The organism is Paenibacillus sp. FSL H8-0283, assembly GCF_045040675.1.
Classification (GTDB): Bacteria; Bacillota; Bacilli; order Paenibacillales; family Paenibacillaceae; genus Paenibacillus; species Paenibacillus amylolyticus.
Genome location: NZ_CP150295.1, coordinates 2,928,374 through 2,950,812 on the forward strand (window position 1 = coordinate 2,928,374; position 22,439 = coordinate 2,950,812).

Consider the following 22,439-nt stretch of genomic DNA (forward strand, 5'->3'; position numbering starts at 1 on the left):
TGATCAAATGTGATATTGATAATCAATATCAATTATTGAGTGATGTATACATTGGAAAAAGTGAAACGAGGAGTGCGGGTAGATGCAAGAGGAAGAAGCAAGACAGGGATTTACACCAGAGATGATTGATATGATGGCCAGTATCTGGACACGTTCGATTATTACATTAATAGATGTACGCTTTCAGAATGTAGCGTCACAATACCCGTTGGAGCAATATAAAATGCCTAGTAGCATGTTTATCTATTCATATGGGGGTGAAGCGCAAATCCAACTGAATGAAACCACATTTGCAATGGAACGCTTCGGTTTAGTTCACGGCGGGAAGGGGAGCCTGCTCAGTATTACGCCTAAAGAGGAGATGGTGAAGACCTTTATGGTGTTTTATAGAGCAGAATCACCTCTCTTTTTCAAGAAACATCTGCAACAATTACTGGAGCAAGTAAATCCATTTGTTCAACAGTTTGGTTATACGCCAAGTAATCCCATCTTGCTACGTGATTGGTTCCAACGAATGATGAATGGCTGGAAACGTGGCAAAGCGATGGATCAGCTACAGGCCAAAAGTTTTCTATATCAATTGATTCATGAGGTGTACAGGGATTTGGAGGGTGGTGAGATTCGGTATCTCCAGCCAGATCCAGCCTGTTCTGCCAAGGTATATCTCGATAAACATTACAGGGAGCCGATTATGTTTCAACAAATTGCCGATATGTTTGGGATCAGTGGTGGACAATTGACGCGTTTGTTCAAAAAAAGGGAAGGGATGAACTTACAGGAGTATCTCATTCAGAGAAGGATTGAAGCTGCCTGTCATGACTTGAAACATACAGAAGCGACGGTTAAAGAAATCGCAACAGGAGCTGGTTTCACAGATGAGAAAAACCTGTTCCGTATGTTTAAGAAGCATTACAAGATGACACCAAGTGATTATCGGAAAATAAACGCACTATCCATGCAGGTTGATGGTATTGATAATGATTCTCATCTCCCTTACGATGAGAGGGAACTAGCGAGTCTAGTCAAGTCTTATAGAGATGGGGAATCAACGATGTTTGGATCTTTAAGAAGTAAAGAAATGATTTTGGCGGCGGCGATAAGCATGATGCTGTTATTGACGGCATGTACGTCGGGGACGCCAGCGAATAATGGGGGAACGGCAAATACAACACCTGCTCAGACACAGCAAACGACACAACAGGAAGGGTCGGAGACAAAAGCTTCAGAAGCAGTCTCGCAGACCAGAACGATATCCACAGTTAAGGGTGATGTTGAGGTACCTGATAACCCTCAGCGAGTTGTAGTCGATTATTTGGTTGGTGATGTGGTAGCCCTAGGTGTAACTCCTTTAGGTGTGGCTAGAGCTGCACGGGGAGAGACAGAGCCTGTTTATGCTAACCAGATTACAGACTCGATAAAAGTAGCCATGGAGCCGGAAGATATCATGACGCTTGAGCCGGATCTTATCATTTTGGCATGGAGTGATGAGTCGTATGATGATTTATCCAAAATTGCCCCGACCATTTATGTTCCCTATGGTGATATGACTACAGAAGAGCGGATACAATTTATTAGCGATGTTTTGAACAAACAGGAAGAGGCTAAGGATGTTTTGAATGCTTATACCGGAAAAATTGAAGAAGCAAAGCTAGCTTTTCAGAATGCGGGCCTATCCGATGTAACCATTACGGTTGGAGAATTCAGTGATAAAAGTAACTACATAGCTGGAGCCAAGCATGCTGTTGGCGAGCTTGTTTACGATGAACTTCAATTGCAGGCACCTTCAAAAGTCCAAACGGATATTATCGATGCAGATAAATATTGGGGCGATGTCTCCATGGAAGTATTACCCGCTTACTCTGGGGATTATATGATCTTCTTAGGAGATGGAAACGTTGCTTCTGATAATGCAGTGTGGAATGCCATACCTGCTGTGCAACATGATCGGATCGTAAAGGTAGATTCTTCGCTATCTTGGTCCACCGACGTAATGACTTCCAGTGCATTGATTGATTATATTGTTAGTCAATTGCTAGCATTAGCTAAATAAGAGTTAGAACGAAATTTTAATTGAGCACTCCAAATTTTCAAACATGACCAGTCGAATTTATGGACGTTCATATCCATATTCGTTTGGATTGTAAATAGGTGATGAAAGGGAAACGAGATGAAAAGCAAGCCTGAACAAAAACGCCGTGGGGCGATGAACTTCACCATGTATATGGTAATAGGGCTTGGATTAACGGTTCTCATGTCGGCGGCATCCATTATGTTTGGTGCTGCTGATATGAGGTTAGCAACGGTATGGGAGGCTATTTTCCGATTTGATCCAATGCTCACTGAACATCAAATTATTCAAACCATGCGTCTCCCGCGTACCGTAGCTGATCTGATCGTTGGGTGCAGCCTTGCGGTATGTGGCGCTATCATGCAGGGGACAACGCGTAATCCGCTGGCCGACTCCGGGCTGATGGGGATTAGCTCTGGCGCAGCATTTGCAATTGCACTATGCCTGGCCTTTCTGCCGGGTTATTCGTATTGGCAGATGATGTTGTCCGCTTGTCTGGGAGCAGCGATCGCCACCGGTATGACTTACTTTACCGCGTCACTGGGCAATCGCGGAATGACGCCTCAGCGGCTTGTACTGGCAGGTCTGTCTATTTCAATGTTGTTTGGCGCACTCAGTCAGTACTTGGCAATCAATTATGATTTGGGACGAGCATTGACATTCTGGACGGCGGGTAGCACAGCGGGGGTCAAATGGGGAGAATTGCTGATTATCTCACCGCTCTTTGTTGCTGGTATACTGCTGGCACTGGCGCTGTCCCCTTCCGTTACATTGCTCAGTTTGGGAGATGATGTGGCAAGTGGACTCGGCATTCGTAGCGGACTGGTCAAGATTTTGTCGACAATTATTGTACTTGTACTGACTGGATTGGCTGTTGTTGTGGTTGGCCCGGTTGGTTTTGTGGGTCTGATTACCCCGCATATTGTGCGATATATGGTAGGTGTCGACTATCGATACATTATTCCTGCAGCGGCATTATATGGTGCGTTGCTGACCGTATCGGCCGATTTGGCTGGACGTTTAATCAATAAACCGTTCGAAACGCCGATTGCCATTATATTTTCTATCATTGGTGTGCCGTATTTTCTCTTCTTGGCTCGAAGACAAAGGAGGGAATATGAATGATCAAGCGGCGTTATACGATGAAACGAGGCATTATCATCAATGTAGTGCTTATGGTGCTCATCCTTGTGTTTGCGATCATTAGCATGAATTCTGGCAAAATGAATCTTTCACCGCTAGAAGTGCTGAACGTTCTCATAGGAAACGGTACCGATAAGCAAAATCTGATTGTGTTTGATTTTCGTTTGCCACGAATTGTACTTTCGATTTTGGTAGGTCTGGGAATGGGAGCGGCGGGGGTCGTGATGCAGAGTTTGCTGCGTAATGACATGGCTAGTCCGGGAACACTGGGAATTAGTTCGGGATCGGGTTTGTTTGTCCTGTTCTTCGTTGTATTCATTGCATCCACAGGCAAGAGTTCCTTTATTGCTCTGCCTCTGTTGGCTTTTGTAGGCGGACTATTGGCAGCGGGTTTGATCTTCTTATTATCGTATCGCCGCGGACGAGACATCTCGCCAATCGGTTTGATCTTGACCGGGGTCGCGTTAGGAAGCGGGTACGGGGCGCTGACGACCTTCTTGACACTCAAGCTGGATGATTCGCAGATGAACTTCATGCTGTATTGGCTGGCGGGGAGCCTATGGGGCGATGATTGGGGTTATATCTCCATACTGACACCATGGGTCTTGATCTTACTCGGCTATATTTTTTACAAGGCTCGCATACTGGATGCCCTCCATCTGGGCAATCAGACAGCACAGGGGCTTGGTGTTTCCGTAAAGCGGCAGTTTTTGGGGTTGTCAATCGCTGCTGTTGCTTTATCCTCTGGCAGTGTAGCTGTGGGAGGCAGCTTCTTTTTCGTTGGATTGATCGCTCCGCATATGGCCAGAAAACTGGTCGGTCCCGATCACAAATTGCTCATTCCGGCTGCCAGCTTGGCTGGGGGACTAGTCGTGGTGTTGGCTGACACGATTACGCGCACGGTTAGCCTCGTAGGAGATGTGCCAACAGGAATCGTTATTACAGTTATTAGTGTTCCATATTTTCTTTATTTACTAGCAAAAGCCAAATAACACAATCAATAATATAGTCGGAATTTTTTGTGGAAAACGGCTTGGCAGGACTGTGCGCTGCATTTTAAAGCAGAATGCACGATATCAAAAGTTCAAACATCGAAGTTACCCTGTATTACCGCTATGCTTTTTAAACAATAGCTATAGAAAAAGATGCCATTACGAGGATATCGTATTGGCATCTTTTGATTTTTTCTCATTTGATAGTTAATTTGATACTGGAGAATTATTCAAGATTTATATGGCAGGTTCATCCGACAGCTGAAAACGGGAAACGAAATACCAGATGAGCTCGCGACGTGAGGATACCTTGGTCTTGGCGAAAATGGATTTTAAATGATCCTGAACCGTGTAGACGGAAATATGCATCGCAGCAGCAATTTCCTTGGACGAATAGCTGCGGAGCACATATCCGAGCAGTTCCCGCTCTCGACTGGATAATCCATGGCTTTCGGCGAGCAAGGGCAGTAAATCCTGTGGCATCGCCTGCTCCAAACGGATAGCAATCTGATCCGGCCCTGTAAGCTGTTGCATGAGACTGGCATGAAGTATGAGGTAACGCCCATCCGGAAGTTGGATGCAAACTTTGGAGGGTGATTCGGGAGCGATCTGAGTATCCACGACCAGTTCTGCCCGATTCTTGCGCTGCAGGTGGGAACTCACTGCACGTACCGGACGGGGCAGAACATCAGGCCCTACATGTTCCAGCATGCGCAATTGGGACAGCCAATATTGAGCGGAGGCGTTCAGGGATAAGAGCTGGAACGTGTCTGAGGTGATCAAAATTCCGGGTTCCTCGGGACTTTCACTCGTGATCTCATCGATCAGTGTCAAGCTCGTGGACCGTAGCATCGATGCAATAGAAGCGGTCCAGGACTGAATCACCAACCGCTCCCCCTCTGTAAAGACAGCACTTTCTGTCTTACGATACAGGGTCAGATATCCCCAGCAAGCGTCTCCACTAACCAATACAGCACGTAGTTCATCACCGAACCCCGCTGGCTGAAGAATGTTGATATATCGAGGGCTTTGTTCAAGCTGTAAGTTGGACGAATGAAGTGTAGCTGTATGCTCACCGCTGCGAATTAATTCAGCGTATTTATGTATATCTTCTTCCATGTATTCATTGATGAATAACCGATCATGAATGGCCTCAATACCATCTTCTGTCACGGCTCCTGTGGAGAGAAGAGTCAGAGGATCAACGGTAGTGAAACAGTATGCATCGTAAGGTAACACCGTATGGATCTGCTTGAGAACAGCTTCCCGATAGGTATATGAGGTCCAGGTTCCTTTTTCAAGAGAAGTGATAAGTCTGTGGTTCCGATCAATACGTGATGTCAACAAGATTACTCCTCTCTCTGTGCGCATATCCCAATGTTCTGGGATTGTAGGCTCGCCGTATCCTTCTATAATGAAATTAGACGAACAACGAGTCAAGTCTAACTTCAATTCAAGAGGAGTGCGGTGTCCATGAATCACAATCTATCACCGATGAGCTGGGAAACAGCAGATGTTCATCGTTACGAACAATCGATAGCCCTGAAAATTCCGGGTTATTCACATATGCATGATCTAATGGAAAGGCTGCTTACAGCGTCTTTTGCGAATAACAACGATATTCATATCCTTGTTGCCGGAGCGGGAGGGGGAAAAGAGATTGCTCTGCTCGGATCACGTCATGCCGGTTGGACATTGACTGGAGTAGATCCTTCGCAGCCCATGCTGCAACTTGCTGAGAAACGAGTCGCGGAAGCAGGCATCGGTTCCAGAGTGAAGCTGCAACCTGTCACGGTTGAAGAATTGCCGGAGGATATTGTATATGATGGGGCGACAAGCATGCTCATGGTACATTTCCTTCAGGGGATGGAGGCCAAGAGAACGTTTCTGACCAGCCTCGCAGCTAGACTTAAACCGGGTGCACCACTGATCATTGCGGCTGTAAATGCCGATCTTCGTTCACCTGCACATCCAATCATGATGCAAGCTTGGAAGGATCACATGTTGAGTGTGGGCGTCCTTCCTGAAGAGTGGGAGCGCTTTGCTGCTTCCCTGGGCCGTGAATCCGATCCAATATCCTCTGAAGAGATGACTCAGCTACTGACCGAATGCGGTTTCTCACATATTACACGTTACTTCGGGGCGTTCTGGGTGGAGGGGTATTATGCAATTCGAAACTAACGTGAAGCCTATGAAAGATCAGATCTGGGTGGTTGGCGGTTATGGTCAAGTGGGGCAGATGATATGTACTCAACTGGGGAAATTGTTCCCGGGTAAAGTATGGGCTGCGGGTACACGCATGAATCGTGCGGAAGAATTCAGCAGGTCTACAGGTGGTGCTGTGCTACCACTTCAACTGGATGTAACACGACCTGTAGAGCCATCCATGTTAAGGCCTGTTAAGCTGGTCATTATGTGTGTGGATCAGAGCGATACCCGGTTTGTTGAAGCCTGTGCACAAGCCGGAACCGATTATATTGATATTTCTGCAAAATATGATTTTCTCGCTCAGGTTGAACAGCTGCACACCAAAATACAACGTTCCCAATCGACCGCGATCCTCAGCGTTGGATTATCACCCGGAGTGACTAATTTGCTTGTGCGCGAAGCGACCATGCATATGGATCAGGTGGAGGAAGCAGACATTACCGTAATGCTGGGACTTGGAGAGAAGCACGGAAAAGCTGCCGTGGAGTGGACCCTTGATCAGATGAATGCCACTTACCAAGTGATGCAAAAGGGCAAACCTGCTGAGGTACAAAGTTTCGGAGATGGCAAACGTATTGATTTTGGAGCAAAACTTGGGCAGCGGAAGGCCTATCGATTTAACTTTTCGGATCAGCATGTGGTTGCTCGGACGTTGCGTATTCCAACCGTATCTACCAGACTCTGTCTGGACTCCCGCTGGATCACAAGATCCATGGCAATCTCCAAACGTGCAGGGTTGTTTTCGTTGCTGCGTATCCCGTCTATTCGGAATGGAACGGTTAAGGCATTTGGCCTTATTCCCGGAGGAGAGCCGATGTATGCGGTCAAGGTCGATGCCGTAGGATGGGAAAATGGTGAGCAAATCCGCGTCGAACAACTACTGGTCGGCGCAAAGGAAGCAGATGCAACAGCAGCGGTAGCTGCAGCCGTGGCAGAACGCGTGTATAAAACAGAATTGCCACATGGTGTGTTTCATATTGAACAGTGTCTCTCTCTGCAAGACATTCAGGATGCACTTCCTACGCCGCTAAGCGTGATGACCACGATTACCTGAGTTCATGTTCTTTTGTTAGGACCCTCCGATCTGCTATGATGGAACAATAATCATGGCATGAATGGAGGGAGATCATGAACTGCGTTGCTGTATTACCTTATTACAAAGTACAGAGAGAAGTGACGGGTCTCGCCCAAGAGATTGAGATGAATGCCCGCTCCATGATTCTGTATTCAGATAAAATCGTGACCAAATACCGCGAGTTCAACATCACGGAAGTGTTTGATATGTCATTTCGCCGTATGGGTGATGAAGGTGGATTTTTCTATTTGCACACAAGCACAGGAGTATATCCATATATGGTCGAGATCGACCCCAAACCTTTTATACAAAGTTTCAGAAAGATGACGATTCAAAAATTAAAATGACTTGACCTTGCCGTTACGTGAAGGCTTACCCTCGGATATGGAAAGAACCATAACCAATTCAGAGGAGCCGTGAATGTAATGAGTATACTGATTCAGCAAGCTACGATCCTAACGATGAAAGATGCCGATGCCCCCTTTACGGGGGATATTCGTGTTGAGGGTGATCGCATTACGCAGATTGCTGATCACATTGTGCCTCACCCCCAAGATGAGATTATCGATGGACGCAATAAGGTTGCCATGCCAGGACTGATTAATGCCCACCAACATACACCGATGAGTCTGCTCCGGGGATTTTCGGATGATCTGAAGCTGATGGACTGGCTCGAACGCAAAATGCTGCCTGCTGAAGCACGGATGAACCCGGAAGACATCTATTGGGGTGCCAAGTTATCCATCGCCGAGATGATCCGTTCGGGTACCACTGCGTTTGCGGATATGTACATTCATATGAATGAGATTGCAGAAGCGGTTAAGCAAACGGGCATGCGGGCATCACTTACACGTGGGATGGTATTCATGGAGGATGATGGGGGACGCAGGTTGCAGGAAGCGATCGATCTTGTACAACGCTGGTCTGGAGCGGCCGATGGACGGATTACAACCATGTATGGGCCCCACTCACCCTACACTTGTCCCATGGAGCCGCTTCGTGAAGTCATTGCCATGGCTGTCACAGAGGATATCCCGCTACATATTCATCTGGCTGAGACAAAGGAAGAAGTTGTGAAGATTCGTGAGCGCTATGGCATGACACCGACAGAGTATCTGGAAGAGGCGGGGATGTTCGAACAGGCACATGTGTTGCTTGCACATGGTGTGCAACTCAATCGCAGGGACATCGGCAGATTGAAGGGCATGCGCGGCGGTGTAGCACACAATCCAGTCAGCAATCTGAAGCTGGGGTGTGGAATTGCTCCAATTACCGAGATGTTGGCTCAGGGAATTAATGTGGGAATCGGAACGGATGGAGCGGGAAGTGCCACAACCGTGGATATGTTCGAGGAGATCAAAGCCGCGACCTGGCTGCAAAAGCTGGACTATGGTGATCCCACTCGCTTGCCAGCCAAGGACGTACTAAGCATGGCTACACGTGGAAGTGCTAGTCTGCTTGGTCTACAGGATGAAGTGGGTATGCTTGAGGTGGGGTGCAAAGCTGATCTGATCCTGATCGATCTGGCGAAACCACATCTTCAACCGGTACATGAGGTAGAATCGTTACTGGCTTACAGCGTAAATGGGGCGGACGTGGACACCACGATCGTGAATGGTCAGATCCTCATGAGAGGCAGAAAGCTGCTCACGATTGATGAGGATGAACTTTACCGTGAGGTGAAGGTTAGAGCCAAACGGATTGTTGAGGGAATTTAATTTTAGGTGAATATGATCCGAACTGGAAAATGATTTGTGTTCAAAACGCTATGGAGGCATACTCCATGGCGTTTTTTGTCGAATTACAACTGGAAATAGTTCCATGGTCCTGTTCAGAATCGGTTCAGAATGACTCGTTATACTGAGCATGTAGTTGTTCAAATTTGAAATGTACACGAGGAGGAACATGAATTGAAGGGGAAACAAAACAAAAAACGGCTTAAGCCGATATTGAAAAAAAGCATGTTGACTGCGCTCGGATTGGGCATTGCATTGCCTATAGGTGGAACGCTCCCGCAGGCTAACGCAGGAGTCATTGGTCCGGAGATTAAGATTTCACAACCTGTTCTTAACGATGGCATTAACTGGTTAAGTTATTCATCGGCACAAGATAATCCTTCTTTTGTGCCCGAAGTGCCTATTGAGGTAACCACCAATAATATCATCAGAATCAATCTAAGTACACAATTTCGATCCGATGAGTATAGCCCGCCTACAGCCAGCTCAAGTGATAACAGCATCGCTGAGGCGTATGTAGAAACGAGACAGGATGAGAATATGACAACGCCTGTCAGTACATTGGTGGTTATTCCTCGCCAAAGCGGCAAAATCAACATCGAATTGAAAGCGAATTATATGATCTCTGGTGCACCAGAGACTGTTACGGATAACATTGAACTTTACATTAGTAAAAAAGGGGATGTAAATGCAGACGGAAAAGTGAATTCTTTGGATGCCGTAGACCTTTTCAATTATATTCGTAACATGATGACTCGCCGCAGCTTTTCTTATGTAGAGATGAACCGAATGGATGTAGATCGTAATACGGAACCCACTCTGGGGGACATGGATGCTTTGTTAATAGGATACAAAGGCAAAACACTTGGTGGAAAAAACAATGACTATGTGTTGACCTTTAAGCAAGTAGATGATGCGCCGTATGTACTAAATGGTGAATTGAAGAATGCCATGTTAATTGGAAATGAAATTGGCTTTAGTCATTATATAATGGATATTGATTACAATGATTACATTAATACTCCTTCTTACCAGTGGTACCGCGCAACAGAAGCTTCGAGAGAAGATATGGTGCCAATCGAGGGGGAAACAGGAGCAAAGTATACCGTTAAAGATGAGGACGAAGGTTATTATCTTGTGCTCGAAGTTATTACTCAGTCCACTTGGGACTCGAATACGGAGCCTAGAAAAGTATACATTGTTGGAAAAGAAAAAATACAACGCCTTGATTAATTCAATTTTTTATTTTAGATAACGAATAACAATACATTTTCTATCTTTACCATACGATCTATCAATTGATACAGACATGGAGGCTATCACATGTTTCAACCGAAAAAGAAACGTCCTAGAATCAGAAAAACAATGTCAGGTCTGATCGCACTGACATTACTCTCTTCACTCATATTGCCAAATGTAGCTGGAGCAGAACCGGCAGAACCATCACAGGTGCAGTTTGCAAATGTTAGTGTACAGGCAGGGCAGACCGTTCATGTACCTGTTGCATTGAAGAAGTCCTATTTCGGGGTGAAAGCTTATAATATGCAGATTGATTATGATACGTCTGCACTGGAAATTGTTCGGATCACGCCTAAATCTGTCAACGTCATCAGCACATCCCCAAATGAAGATGGTGTAGCAGACTTCCAGTACCAAATTAATAATGCGGAAGGCTGGGTACGGATCATCTGGGTTGATTTTACTGGGGGTGACCACTCAATTGTAGATGAAACCCAATTATTTGATATGGAAATCAAAGCCAAAAGCAATGCGGCGCCTGGAACGAAACAGCTATCCGTAGATCAAACTGATTCAGAACATTGGCATTTTACAAATGTAGAACACAATAGTGGCGCTCAGTTGTTTGGTGGAACAATCACAATAACAGCAGCAAACTCAGGTGGCGACAATTCTGGTTCGACACCTACACCGAATCCTGGTAACTCTTCAGGTGGAGGAGGAGGAAGTGTATCACCAACTTCACCAGTCGTTACCCCAGTTCCATCGACTCCGGCAGTAACCAAAGGCGTAGACATCTATGTGAACGGTCAGAAACAGGAACAGTCTGCTACGGCTAGCACATCAACGGTAAACAATCAGGTTACCACCACGGTTCATGTGGATAATGACAAAGTCATCAATCAGATTGGAAGTGGACTAAAAACGCTTCTGCTGCCTATTACAGGTACTGGCAAGGGTGCGGTCGTTGGTGAACTGAACGGCAAGTTGGTCAAAACAATGGAAGGAAGTAATGCCGAAGTTGTCATTCAGACTGATAGCGGTACGTACACACTTCCAGCTAACCAGATTCAGGTGGATCAGATTCTGAACCAATTCGGAAGCACGGTTCCATTGGAAGATATCACAATCCAAATCGCTATTGTGCCTAGTGCCACATCTAAACAAACAGCAATTCAGGCTGCAGCGGATAAGCTGGAGAACACAACGGTGATCGCAGCTCCGATTGATTTTGAAGTAAAAGCGATCTGGAATGGACAGCAAGTTAATGTAGATCGTTTCAACTCTTATGTAGAGCGCTCCATTACTTTGCCAGAAGGTGTCGATGGTTCAAAGATCACGACAGGAGTTGTGCTTCAGCCAGATGGCAGCCTTCTGCATGTACCGACAAAGGTTATCAAAGGTAACGTGCAAGATTCTGCTATTATTAACAGCTTGACGAACAGCACTTACGCTCTGATCTATCATCCGGCAACATTCAGCGATGTATCAAGTCACTGGAGTCGGGATGACGTACAGGATCTGGCATCCCGTCTGATCGTACAAGGTACCGGTGAGAACGTGTTTGCGCCAGACCGGAGTATTACACGGGCAGAGTTTACGGCTGTTCTGTTAAGAGGTTTGGGGCTGCACTCCCCGCGCAGTACAGAAGCGGCGTCGTTCACAGATGTGAAGACTGGTAGCTGGTATGAGGATGAGGTTCAGACGGCTGTGTCCTACGGCCTAATCTCAGGTTATGCTGACGACAGCTTCCGTCCGAATAGCGAAATTTCTCGTGCTGAAGCGCTGACTATTGTGTCACGTGCGATGAAACTGGTCGGTCTGGCACAGGCCGACGCGTCAGAGACAACAAGTCTGCTTAGCACATATAGCGATAGCGCTAAAGTACAGGCTTGGGCAGCAGAGCCAGTTGCATCCGCGATTAAACAAGAGCTGGTACAAGGTGCTGATGGCAAACTGATGTCCGATGCAGACATTAGTCGTGCGCAGTCGGCAGCGATTGTGAAAAGGCTGCTGGCAAAAGCGGGATTAATCTAAACTTTATAAGTTGAACTAAAGATTATTTACACTGACACTACGACGACAGAATAACCTTCCAATCGCTGTTATCCCCAGATTTTTTGAATCCCTTTTCCGAAGGTGAAAATCCGGGGATAAAGGCGAACGCTTCGCTTTTTCAGGTTTTTTCTGTCTTCTCCGTTATCGTGTAAATGATTAGTTTAACTTATATTATCAAATGCAATAACGAAATAAGACAACCCGAATCCTTATATCTAAGGATTCGGTTTTTTTGTATATAGTTCTTTCGAACAACCTCTTATAGGTGCAATGGTCCAGTTCATTATCAGTTCATACTGATTTGTTACGATATAAACATCAAATAGATAGATATCGTGCATGATCAGGAGAGGAAGAGATCCATATGAAAATACTAGAAGTTAAAAATGTGAAGAAATCATACACCTTATATGGAAAAGAAAGAGTTCCGGTACTCCACGGTTTGAACTTAAGTTTTGAGACAGGGGAATTTGTCTCCATCCTCGGCGAATCTGGCTGTGGTAAGTCGACACTGATGAATATCATTGGTGGCATGGACTCCGATTATGAAGGGGACGTCGTTGTTCGTGGCAAGAACTTAAGTGCCATGACAGAGAAGGAAATGGATGATTATCGGAAGAATAATATCGGCTTTGTCTTTCAAAATTTCAATCTGATCCCGCATCTGTCTGTCCTCGAAAATGTAACGATTGCGATGCAAATGACGGATACCAATGAGAAGGATCGCAACCAACGTGCTGTTGATATATTGACAGAGGTGGGACTGAAGGATCATCTGAACAAACGTCCCAACCAGTTATCTGGCGGTCAGAAGCAACGCGTTTCCATCGCACGGGCGTTATCCAACAATCCGGATATTATTCTTGCAGATGAACCGACGGGTGCTCTGGATAGGGAAAACGGAGATCAAATCCTCGCTTTGCTCGACAGTATAGCCAAAAAGGGAATGCTGGTGATTGCCGTAACTCACTCGCAGAAAGTCGCTGACTCCGGTACACGGATTGTGAAGGTTGAAGAGGGGCGTATTAGTGACGATATTCACCTGAAAGATCCTTCTACGGCTGTTTACGAGAGTGGTCAGGATTCTTCCCGAAGCCTGAGCTTGCTTGCTTCATTCAAGATGGCACTTAAAAATATGAAACTCAACGGCAAGCGTAATGTACTGGTCGCTTTGGGTGGATCTATAGGTATATTAAGTGTACTGCTGATGCTCTCCTTGGGGAATGGTATAACGACGTATATGAATGACGAAATCAATTCAAGTATGGACCCTTTGCTTGTGGATATAACAAAGCCGAGTGAAGAAGCCAAGGATATGCAAGGTCCCGAGGCCTTGATGGCACCAGGTGAACCGTTCACCGAAGCTGATGTTGAGACGATTCGCAATTTTCCTAATGTAGATCATGTAGAGACAATTACGACCATTACAGGCAAATCCACTATGGTGAATGAAAAACAAAGTGTAGGACTCACACAGTTAACAACGTTAACGGATGCTTTTGATCCAGCATTGATGACAACTGGTGTTCTGCCGGTAGAAAATCAGATGCTGTTACCTCTCGATACAGCGAAACAATTAAGCGGAAATGATCAAGCTGAAACCATGATCGGCAAGTCCGTGTTTCTATATATCAATGAGATGGATAGTAATAATAAACCAGTGACTTTGGAGAAAGAAGTAACGATCTCAGGGATCTATGAAGCCGCAGATCAACGATCTCCAATGCAACAATCGCCGGGATACATTTCATCAGAGACGTTGGAGCAAATGTATACAGACGAAGGAATAACAATCGGGCCGATTCAAGTTAACGCCTATGCGACCGATATGAAATATGTAAATGATATCAATGAAGCTGCAGTGGATGCTGGCTTCGCAGGCTCCCAAATGGCCAAGGTCATGGAGAATATCACCACATATGTAAGTATGGCTTCCATTGTACTCGCGGGTATTGCAGGCATTTCGTTGATCGTATCCGGTATTATGATACTGGTAGTACTCTATATTAGTGTCGTGGAACGGACGAAGGAGATTGGAATACTTCGGGCAATTGGAGCAAGAAAGAAAGATATCAAGCGAATATTCTTCTCCGAATCTGCCTTATTAGGCGTATTTAGTGGTATTATTGCGGTAATCTTTGCAGTGATCATTAGTTATGTGTTAAACATTCTTTTGGACAATGCGTTTGGAGCCAAACTCATTAATCTCTCGGGATATTATATCTTGTTTGGGATCGTGGTAAGTACAGCGATTAGTATTGTTGCCGGTTTGATGCCATCATCAAAAGCAGCGAAGCTGGACCCGATGGAATCCTTACGATACGAATAAATATCAATTTTGGAAAGGATAATGGCTACATGAACACAATTCTGGTGGTGGACGATGATTCCCATATCCGCAAATTGATCCGAATCTATCTTGAAAAGAATCAATTTTCCGTGCTGGAAGCACCAGACGGTCAAGAGGCGTTAGATATCCTCTCGCATACAAAAGTTGATCTGGCGATTGTGGATGTGATGATGCCGCGAATAGACGGTATTGAACTGACGGAAGATATCCGGTCTTATCTGGATATTCCCATCCTGATGGTGACTGCCAAGGGAGAATCCAAGGACAAAGTCAGAGGATTTAATGCCGGGTCAGACGATTACCTGGTTAAACCGTTTGATCCTGTGGAGTTAATCCTGCGTGTAAAATCATTATTGAAACGATATAACAAAAGTGCATCAAACATGATTCAGATCAGCGGTGTTACGATTGATTTGGGCAACCTGATGGTCATCGCGGATGGACAATCTATCGAATTGAAAAAGAAGGAATGTGAATTGTTATTTTCTCTGGCGAGTTCGCCAGGGAAAATATTCACACGTACACAGCTTATAGATGACATATGGGGCATCGATTACGAAGGAGATGAGCGTACGGTTGATGTACATATCAAACGGTTAAGGGAACGCCTTGAACATGTTCCTGAGTTAGTGATCTCAACGATAAGAGGACTCGGTTATCGGCTGGAGCGGGTATGAAAATGTTTAGGAAAAGCCTGCGACTTCGTATCGTAGCTACGTTTATCGGGATTGTTCTGGTGAGTTTAATTCTCTCCTTTATGATAAATAACGGGTCCCAGGAAAAGACACCGAATCGTTTTATGGTTACTTTTGCTCAAGATCTCGCTACACTGATTAACCTGATTGATGATCCGGAAAAAGTGAAATCAAGCTTGGATATTTTTGCTCGCTACGGCTTAAATATCACTCCCGTGAATGAACAAAGTGAAGTGTTATCTTCCTTGCCAGAGGACAAAGTGCATTCGTTATTCGAGGCGGGTACAACGGATGCCATTTTTCTGTCCAGTAAAGATGGAATCGCGACCATAGGTGTTCCCGGAACAAACGAGGGGATCGGCACATTTCTGATTCAAAGTGATTTCTCATCTCTTTTTCATACACTGCGAAACACACTCTTAACCTCACTGTTAACGGTTCTGGTCATTGGCAGCTTATTAATCCTGTTCATGTCCGGGTATATTGTGAAACCGATTAAGAGATTAACGGTTGCGGCGAAGGAGATGTCATCAGGTGACCTGTCGGTCCGCTTGAAACATAATAATCAGGATGAGTTTGGCGAACTGATGGAGAGCTTTAATCATATGGCCAGTGAGTTGCAAAAAATCGATTCGGTTCGTGATGACTTTGTCAGCAACGTCTCTCATGAAATGCAATCTCCGCTCACATCAATTAGAGGATTCACCAGAGCACTACAAGATGGTGTTATTCCATTAGAAGAGCAGAAAGAGCATTTGGATATTATATATGAAGAAACGCTGCGCTTATCGAGGCTCAGTGATAATCTGCTTCGGCTAGCCTCGCTGGATTCAGAGCATCATCCGGTTCATTTCACCACATTCCAGGTAGATGAACAATTAAGAAGGGCGATCTTACTGGCAGAGCCGCAGTGGGCTCAGAAGGACATACAGATCGAATTGGATTTGTTGCCCTGCGAGATCACAGTGGACAAAGATTTGTTTGATCAGGTCTGGCAAAATTTAATAAACAATGCGATCAAATACACCGGTCCACAAGGTGCCATTCATGTTGAAATTGAGAAGTCATCTTCATTTGTGAAGGTATTGATTAGAGATTCTGGACAAGGAATACCTGAGGAAGCACTCCCGTATATCTTTGATCGATTCTACATGGTGGACAAAGCGCGAAGCAGCTCGCTTCGAGGGAATGGATTGGGTTTGTCCATTGTGATTAAAATATTGAAATTGCATCAATGTACAATTGATGTAGAGAGCGAAGTAGGAAAAGGTACACAGTTTATTGTCACGATCCCCAGATCGACCATTACACCTACATCTTAAGGCAACCCAGAACAGAGAGAGCAGTATGGAAACAATTGGTCCCTGTGCGTTCAGGATTCAGATTGCTGCCAGATTGCTTTTTTTTTGATATCTGTATTTGCGACAAAATTTCACATATAGTTTTGTTTAGCAGTGGATCATTTGATAAAATAGAAGAGACGTTATGTGAATCTATGAACTTAATCAATTTATCATACAGAGAATGGAGCCATCCAATGAAATATCGCAATATGGAAGATTGTATTAACGATCTGGAGCAGCACGGTCATTTGATTCGGGTCAAAGAAGAGGTTGATCCTCATTTGGAGATGGCAGCGATCCACATGAAAGTGCACGAGGCTAAAGGCCCTGCTTTGTTATTTGAAAATGTAAAAGGCTCAAAGTTCCAGGCCGTATCCAATCTGTTCGGCACGGTGGAACGAAGCAAGTTCATGTTCCGCGGTACGCTGGAAGGCGTACAACGGGTCATGGCAGTTCGTGACGATCCTATGAAGGCGCTTAAGACGCCATTTCAGCATGTCCAAACAGGTCTTGCTGCGTGGCAGGCGCTGCCAAAACAGAAATCTATAAGCTTGCCGGTGTCCGCGCAAGAGATTCAAATCTCGGATCTGCCACTCGTCAAACACTGGCCTATGGACGGTGGGGCATTTGTGACGTTACCACAGGTTTATTCGGAAGATCCGGACAAACCAGGAATTATGAATTCAAACTTGGGGATGTACCGGGTTCAACTGGATGGCAATGATTTTGAAATGAACAAGGAAATAGGGTTACACTATCAGATTCATCGCGGAATTGGTATACATCAAGCCAAAGCTGTCAAAAAGGGAGAACCACTGAAAGTTAGTATTTTCATTGGTGGTCCACCTGCACATACACTTTCAGCGGTTATGCCTTTGCCTGAAGGACTAAGTGAGATGACATTTGCCGGTTTGCTCGCTGGACGTCGCTTCCGGTACAGTTACAAGGACGGATATTGCATCAGTAATGATGCTGATTTTGTCATCACGGGTGATATCTACCCAGGTGAGACAAAACCCGAAGGCCCGTTCGGTGATCATCTGGGTTATTACAGTCTGACACATGAATTCCCACTAATGCGTGTGCATAAAGTCTATGCCAAACCTAATGCCATATGGCCGTTTACGGTTGTTGGTCGTCCACCGCAAGAGGATACGGCTTTTGGTGATTTGATTCATGAGATTACTGGAGACGCGATCAAACAGGAGATTCCAGGTGTCAAAGAAGTGCATGCGGTCGATGCGGCAGGGGTACATCCATTACTGTTTGCCATCGGCAGTGAACGTTACACCCCATATCAGGCGGTGAAGCAGCCGACAGAGTTGCTTACGATTGCCAATCGTATTTTGGGTACCGGTCAGCTCAGTCTGGCGAAGTACCTGTTTATTACTGCTGAGGATCAGCAACCTCTGGATACCCACAAGGAAGTTGAATTCCTGACCTATATTTTGGAACGTATGGATATGCAGCGGGATATTCATTTCCATACCCATACGACGATTGATACACTGGATTATTCGGGTACAGGACTGAACAGCGGCAGCAAGGTCGTTTTTGCAGCGTATGGCGACAAGATTCGGGAGCTGTGTTCGGAAGTGCCAGAGTCTTTGAAAAACATTCGTGGTTATGAGAATCCACAGCTCATCATGCCGGGTATCGTTTCGATCCAGACATCGGCCTTTACGAGTTATGCGGATACAGCACAGGAGATGCAAGCATTCACGTCTCTATTGAAAGAACAGGGAGGTCTGGACTCGTGTCCGATGATCATTCTATGTGACGACAGTTCGTTCCTGAGTGCTAACCTCAGCAACTTCTTATGGGCAACCTTTACTCGCAGCAACCCTTCACATGACATGTACGGGGTTAATAGCGGATATGACCACAAGCATTGGGGCTGTGATCAAGTGATTATTGATGCACGTACCAAACCCCATCAGGCACCGCCGCTGATTCCCGATGCTTCGGTCGAGAAGAGCATTGAACGATTTTTTGTTAAAGGTGCTAGTCTGGGTTCGATCAAAATCTAATTTGAGATGTCTTGAAGAAGTTCAAACGGAGCGTTTGAACTTCTTTGGCTTACTCTGATACGGCAATGAGGCACAAAAGTGTGTAAAAGTTTAAAACCGGGACTAATTTGGATGTTGGAGTGAGGATAAAGTCTTAGGCGTTCGTATTTACCATTGTGATTAAGGTCGTTTGAACTATGTATGAAATGAAGAATTATAACGATATAAAGAAGTATAGGTATTTTTGTGGCCCCGTTCCGTTGGGTGCTGTTACTATAATGAATTGTTCAGGGGGAATACCGATTTGAGAATCCATATTATGAACCTGCAAGACGGAGACCGTCTAACTGCGGATACATTCAGCGATGCAGGATTACACGTTCTCGGGAAGGGAACTGTGATCAAAGGTGAGGATATCACCTTGCTTATGCAGCACCGTGTAGATTATGTAGATATTGAATCACGCGAAGAGGAAATCACTGAAGCAGAATTTTTTGCAGCAGCCGCAAAGCATGCTTCGGGGATAACTACGAAGGAAGAACCGCCTGAAGAAGAGCTGAAGTCCCAATTTATTCAGACTGTACATAATTATCAAAATGCTTTTCTCGAAGCTCTGACCGTTGGCAAGTTCAACGCCACCATGGTGGATGATGCACTGCAACCGATGGTTGAAGGACTGGATGAGCAGAAAGATGTCGTTCATCTCCTGATGATGCTGGAGCGGGATGATGTCAATAACTATACACATTCAATCCAGGTAGGATTGTTGTCCTTCTACCTTGCGAATTGGCTTGGATATTCTCAGAAGGAGAGTTATCAGATTAGTCGCGGTGGTTATCTGCATGACATTGGAAAGTGCAAAGTTTCCCACCGGATTCGGAACAAAACAGAACCGTTGACGGCTGATGAGCAGCTTGAAATGCAGCGTCACACTATATATGGCCATGAAATTATCAAAAATTCGATGACGGATGAAGCGACAGCACTGGTTGCTCTGCAACATCACGAGCGGGAAGATGGGTCGGGTTATCCGATGCAACTTGAGAAAAGTGAAATTCATCCATATACACAGATTGTATCTGTAGCGGATATCTATATAGGCATGAGATCCGGGAACCACGGAGGAAGCAATCCAAATCTGATCAATAACCTTAGAGATATCTATGGAATGGGATTTGGTAAATTGAATGAAAAACCGGTTCAGGCATTGATGCAACATTTGCTTCCTAATTTCATCGGGAAACAGGTACTGCTCAGCAATGGAGAAAAGGGTGTTATTGTCATGAACAATACATCTGATATTTTCAAACCACTCATCAAAGTGGAGTCTGAAGAATATCGCGATCTCTCCAAAGAGCGTACGCTTGCCATTGATGAATTGCTTATTTAATCTAAATATGATCTGTATTCCTTACTTATATTGAGGACGGGCCTCCTGTACGAAGACAGGGGACCCGTTTTTTGTTATATCATCCTAGATGTGTTGTTCGACCAAGGAAGCAAGCGTATACTTTGCAAAGACATTATTTTTCCTGCCAAGGAGCGATCGCCATGATTGAAGTGACAACCGAGATTACGATACATGCCTCGATTGAACGGTGCTTTGACTATGCTCGGGATATTGATGTACATACTCAGACCGTCTGGCAACATACAAGAGAGCGAGCAGTTGCAGGAGTAACAACAGGAAGAATTGGAGCAGGTGATACCGTTACATTTCAGGCTACTCATTTTGGGGTCAGACAGAAGTTGAAGTCCCGAATTGTGCAGTTTGAACGACCGTATGTATTTGTGGATCAGATGGAGAAAGGGGCTTTCAAGAGCATGCGACATGAACATCATTTCAGCGTAATTGGGGATCAGATGACTTGCATGAGAGACACACTTCGATTCGAAGCTCCACTTGGATTACAGGGATGGGCAACGGAGCGACTTGTGCTAAAGAGATACATGCAGGCATTTCTGGAGGATCGTAATCGTAAGCTCAAAGATATGCTTGAGCAGTAGCCAGAATTGAAGGGATAGAGGAGAGAAGACATTTGATGGATAATGAATATTTTGTAGGGTGGGGCACACTTGCCTTGATTAATGCCGGACTGGCTCAGGGAAAAAACAGAAGTGGTCGGAACTGGTTTCTGATTTCCCTGTTATTTGGTCCGTTGGCAACTCTTTTTATTGTGGTGTGGGATAAACTGGACTAATTCAACGATCGTGATTCCAATGCATATAACGATCGATTATCCAGAATACAAGGGCTGCTGCACTAACGCCAGCACCTAACCAGCAAACGGCTGTCCAGCCTGCCCATGCATACACTTGGGTAGAAACGATGGAGCCGGTTGCACTGCCGATGGAATAAAAGATCATATAAGCTGCCGTCAGGCGGCTCTGCGCTTCGGGACGAACTTCGTAGATCAGGCTCTGGTTGGTAACATGTACGGCCTGCACGGCGAGATCGAGCAGGATAACACCCAGGATCAGAAACCAGAGAGAATGATGGACATAACCGATGGGTAGCCAGGACAAGAGCAGAATGACAAGGGCGACACCGGTTGTTTTCTGCCCAAGGCCCCGGTCGGCAAGTTTACCTGCACGGGCAGCAGCCAATGCTCCCGCCGCTCCTGCGAGACCGAATGCACCTATGACTGTATGAGACAGGGACAGTGGAGGGCTACTTAGTGGCAGTACCATAGAAGTCCATAAGATGCTGAAGGCTGTAAAAATCAGCATGGCCAGCACACCTCGTACTCTTAACACACGCAACTCACGGTACAGTTGCAAGACGGAACCGAGTAATTGGAAGTAGCTTTGTTTTACTTGTGGGGATTGTTGCCTTGGGAGAACAAAAAATAAGGCGACAATTCCGAGTAATGTAAGGCTGGCGGAGAAGAGATATACCGATCTCCACCCGAACCAATCGTTCAGCGTACCTGCAACCGTTCGTGCAAGTAAAATGCCAATGACGATCCCGCTGGTTACCAACCCGACAATGCGACCACGTTCGGAAGGGGCTGCCAAGTGTGCAGCAAAGGCAACGAGCGTTTGCGTAATGACGGCTAATAAACCAACGACAGCCATGCCCGCGAATAAAAGTGAGCTGGATTGTGCGGTTCCTACGAGAACCAGTGCAAGCACGGATAAGAGCATTTGAATGATGATCAACTTGCAACGATTTAAGAGGTCACCAAGCGGAACAAGAAGGAACAGCCCCAAGGCATAACATATTTGAGTCACTGTGATGACAATCCCTATGGATGATGGAGAGAGGCTGAATTCTTGAGCGATGGAGTCCAGCAAAGGCTGAGCATAATAGATATTGGCGACCGCAAGTCCACTGCACACGGCAAAAAGAAGAGCAACTAACCGTGACATGGCAGGACGATCCTTATTGGATAATTGTGCATCTGGAGAAGAAGTTTGCATAAATGGATGTCACCTTTCTATTCTGTACTGATCGGTATGTTATGTTTCGGGATAACCATACTTTATTTGCGTGAATTTTGTCAACAGAGAAATGGGTGAG

18 protein-coding genes are annotated in these 22,439 nt (G+C 45.5%); 16 read left to right on the plus strand and 2 right to left on the minus strand.

The features are described from left to right. Positions 1-82: 82 nt before the first annotated feature. From MHI52_RS13380 to MHI52_RS13390, 3 genes are all read left to right on the plus strand, one after another. Positions 83-2,050: an AraC family transcriptional regulator gene (locus tag MHI52_RS13380; RefSeq protein WP_405159173.1), complete on the plus strand. Its 1,968-nt coding sequence runs from the start codon at positions 83-85 to the stop codon at positions 2,048-2,050. 117 nt (positions 2,051-2,167) lie between these two features. Next, on the plus strand, positions 2,168-3,193 hold the full coding sequence (locus tag MHI52_RS13385) for a FecCD family ABC transporter permease (RefSeq protein WP_405159174.1): 1,026 nt from the start codon (positions 2,168-2,170) through the stop codon (positions 3,191-3,193). Further along, the gene (locus MHI52_RS13390) at positions 3,190-4,203 is read left to right on the plus strand and encodes a FecCD family ABC transporter permease (protein ID WP_405159175.1); all 1,014 of its coding nucleotides are present in this window, start codon (positions 3,190-3,192) and stop codon (positions 4,201-4,203) included. Before MHI52_RS13385 ends, MHI52_RS13390 begins: the two co-directional genes overlap by 4 nt. Before the next feature lie 237 nt (positions 4,204-4,440). Here the strand turns inward: MHI52_RS13390 and MHI52_RS13395 are convergent, their stop codons facing one another. Continuing rightward, on the minus strand, positions 4,441-5,547 hold the full coding sequence (locus MHI52_RS13395) for a helix-turn-helix transcriptional regulator (RefSeq protein ID WP_405159176.1): 1,107 nt from the start codon (positions 5,545-5,547) through the stop codon (positions 4,441-4,443). A gap of 129 nt (positions 5,548-5,676) precedes the next feature. Between MHI52_RS13395 and MHI52_RS13400 the strand changes: the two genes are divergently transcribed. From MHI52_RS13400 to MHI52_RS13460, 13 genes are all read left to right on the plus strand, one after another. Then, positions 5,677-6,384 (plus strand): class I SAM-dependent methyltransferase, encoded by a 708-nt coding sequence (locus MHI52_RS13400; RefSeq protein WP_405159177.1) that lies wholly within the window; start codon positions 5,677-5,679, stop codon positions 6,382-6,384. Then, on the plus strand, positions 6,368-7,465 hold the full coding sequence (locus MHI52_RS13405) for a saccharopine dehydrogenase family protein (protein WP_405159178.1): 1,098 nt from the start codon (positions 6,368-6,370) through the stop codon (positions 7,463-7,465). The genes MHI52_RS13400 and MHI52_RS13405 overlap by 17 nt, the downstream gene beginning before the upstream one ends. A 74-nt stretch (positions 7,466-7,539) precedes the next feature. Beyond that, entirely contained in the window at positions 7,540-7,833 is a 294-nt protein-coding gene (locus MHI52_RS13410; RefSeq protein ID WP_076214685.1) for a hypothetical protein, read from the plus strand. Positions 7,834-7,911: 78 nt separating this feature from the next. Next, positions 7,912-9,204, plus strand: coding sequence for an amidohydrolase (locus MHI52_RS13415; RefSeq protein ID WP_405159179.1), 1,293 nt, complete (start codon positions 7,912-7,914; stop codon positions 9,202-9,204). Between the two features lie 192 nt (positions 9,205-9,396). Beyond that, a complete protein-coding gene (locus MHI52_RS13420) occupies positions 9,397-10,455 on the plus strand; it encodes a dockerin type I domain-containing protein (protein WP_405159180.1) in 1,059 nt (352 codons plus the stop codon). A 90-nt stretch (positions 10,456-10,545) separates the two neighbouring features. Next, positions 10,546-12,498, plus strand: a complete 1,953-nt coding sequence (locus tag MHI52_RS13425; RefSeq protein ID WP_405159181.1) for an S-layer homology domain-containing protein — start codon at positions 10,546-10,548, stop codon at positions 12,496-12,498. 385 nt (positions 12,499-12,883) lie between these two features. Continuing rightward, positions 12,884-14,848: an ATP-binding cassette domain-containing protein gene (locus tag MHI52_RS13430; protein ID WP_405159182.1), complete on the plus strand. Its 1,965-nt coding sequence runs from the start codon at positions 12,884-12,886 to the stop codon at positions 14,846-14,848. Between the two features lie 29 nt (positions 14,849-14,877). Further along, positions 14,878-15,546, plus strand: a complete 669-nt coding sequence (locus MHI52_RS13435) for a response regulator transcription factor (protein WP_253507983.1) — start codon at positions 14,878-14,880, stop codon at positions 15,544-15,546. 2 nt (positions 15,547-15,548) lie between these two features. Then, positions 15,549-16,886 carry an ATP-binding protein gene (locus tag MHI52_RS13440; RefSeq protein ID WP_405159183.1) on the plus strand — a complete coding sequence of 446 codons (1,338 nt, stop codon included), beginning with the start codon at positions 15,549-15,551 and terminating at the stop codon, positions 16,884-16,886. Positions 16,887-17,101: 215 nt separating this feature from the next. Then, positions 17,102-18,937, plus strand: a complete 1,836-nt coding sequence (locus MHI52_RS13445) for a UbiD family decarboxylase (protein WP_405159184.1) — start codon at positions 17,102-17,104, stop codon at positions 18,935-18,937. A gap of 283 nt (positions 18,938-19,220) precedes the next feature. Next, positions 19,221-20,306 carry an HD-GYP domain-containing protein gene (locus tag MHI52_RS13450; protein WP_047842713.1) on the plus strand — a complete coding sequence of 362 codons (1,086 nt, stop codon included), beginning with the start codon at positions 19,221-19,223 and terminating at the stop codon, positions 20,304-20,306. Between the two features lie 161 nt (positions 20,307-20,467). Next, a complete protein-coding gene (locus MHI52_RS13455; RefSeq protein WP_405159185.1) occupies positions 20,468-20,923 on the plus strand; it encodes an SRPBCC family protein in 456 nt (151 codons plus the stop codon). A gap of 32 nt (positions 20,924-20,955) precedes the next feature. Next, a complete protein-coding gene (locus MHI52_RS13460; protein ID WP_237175782.1) occupies positions 20,956-21,117 on the plus strand; it encodes a hypothetical protein in 162 nt (53 codons plus the stop codon). 1 nt (position 21,118) lies between these two features. Here the strand turns inward: MHI52_RS13460 and MHI52_RS13465 are convergent, their stop codons facing one another. Then, complete coding sequence (locus tag MHI52_RS13465) at positions 21,119-22,339, minus strand: MFS transporter (RefSeq protein WP_405159186.1); 1,221 nt, start codon at positions 22,337-22,339, stop codon at positions 21,119-21,121. Positions 22,340-22,439: the final 100 nt, after the last annotated feature.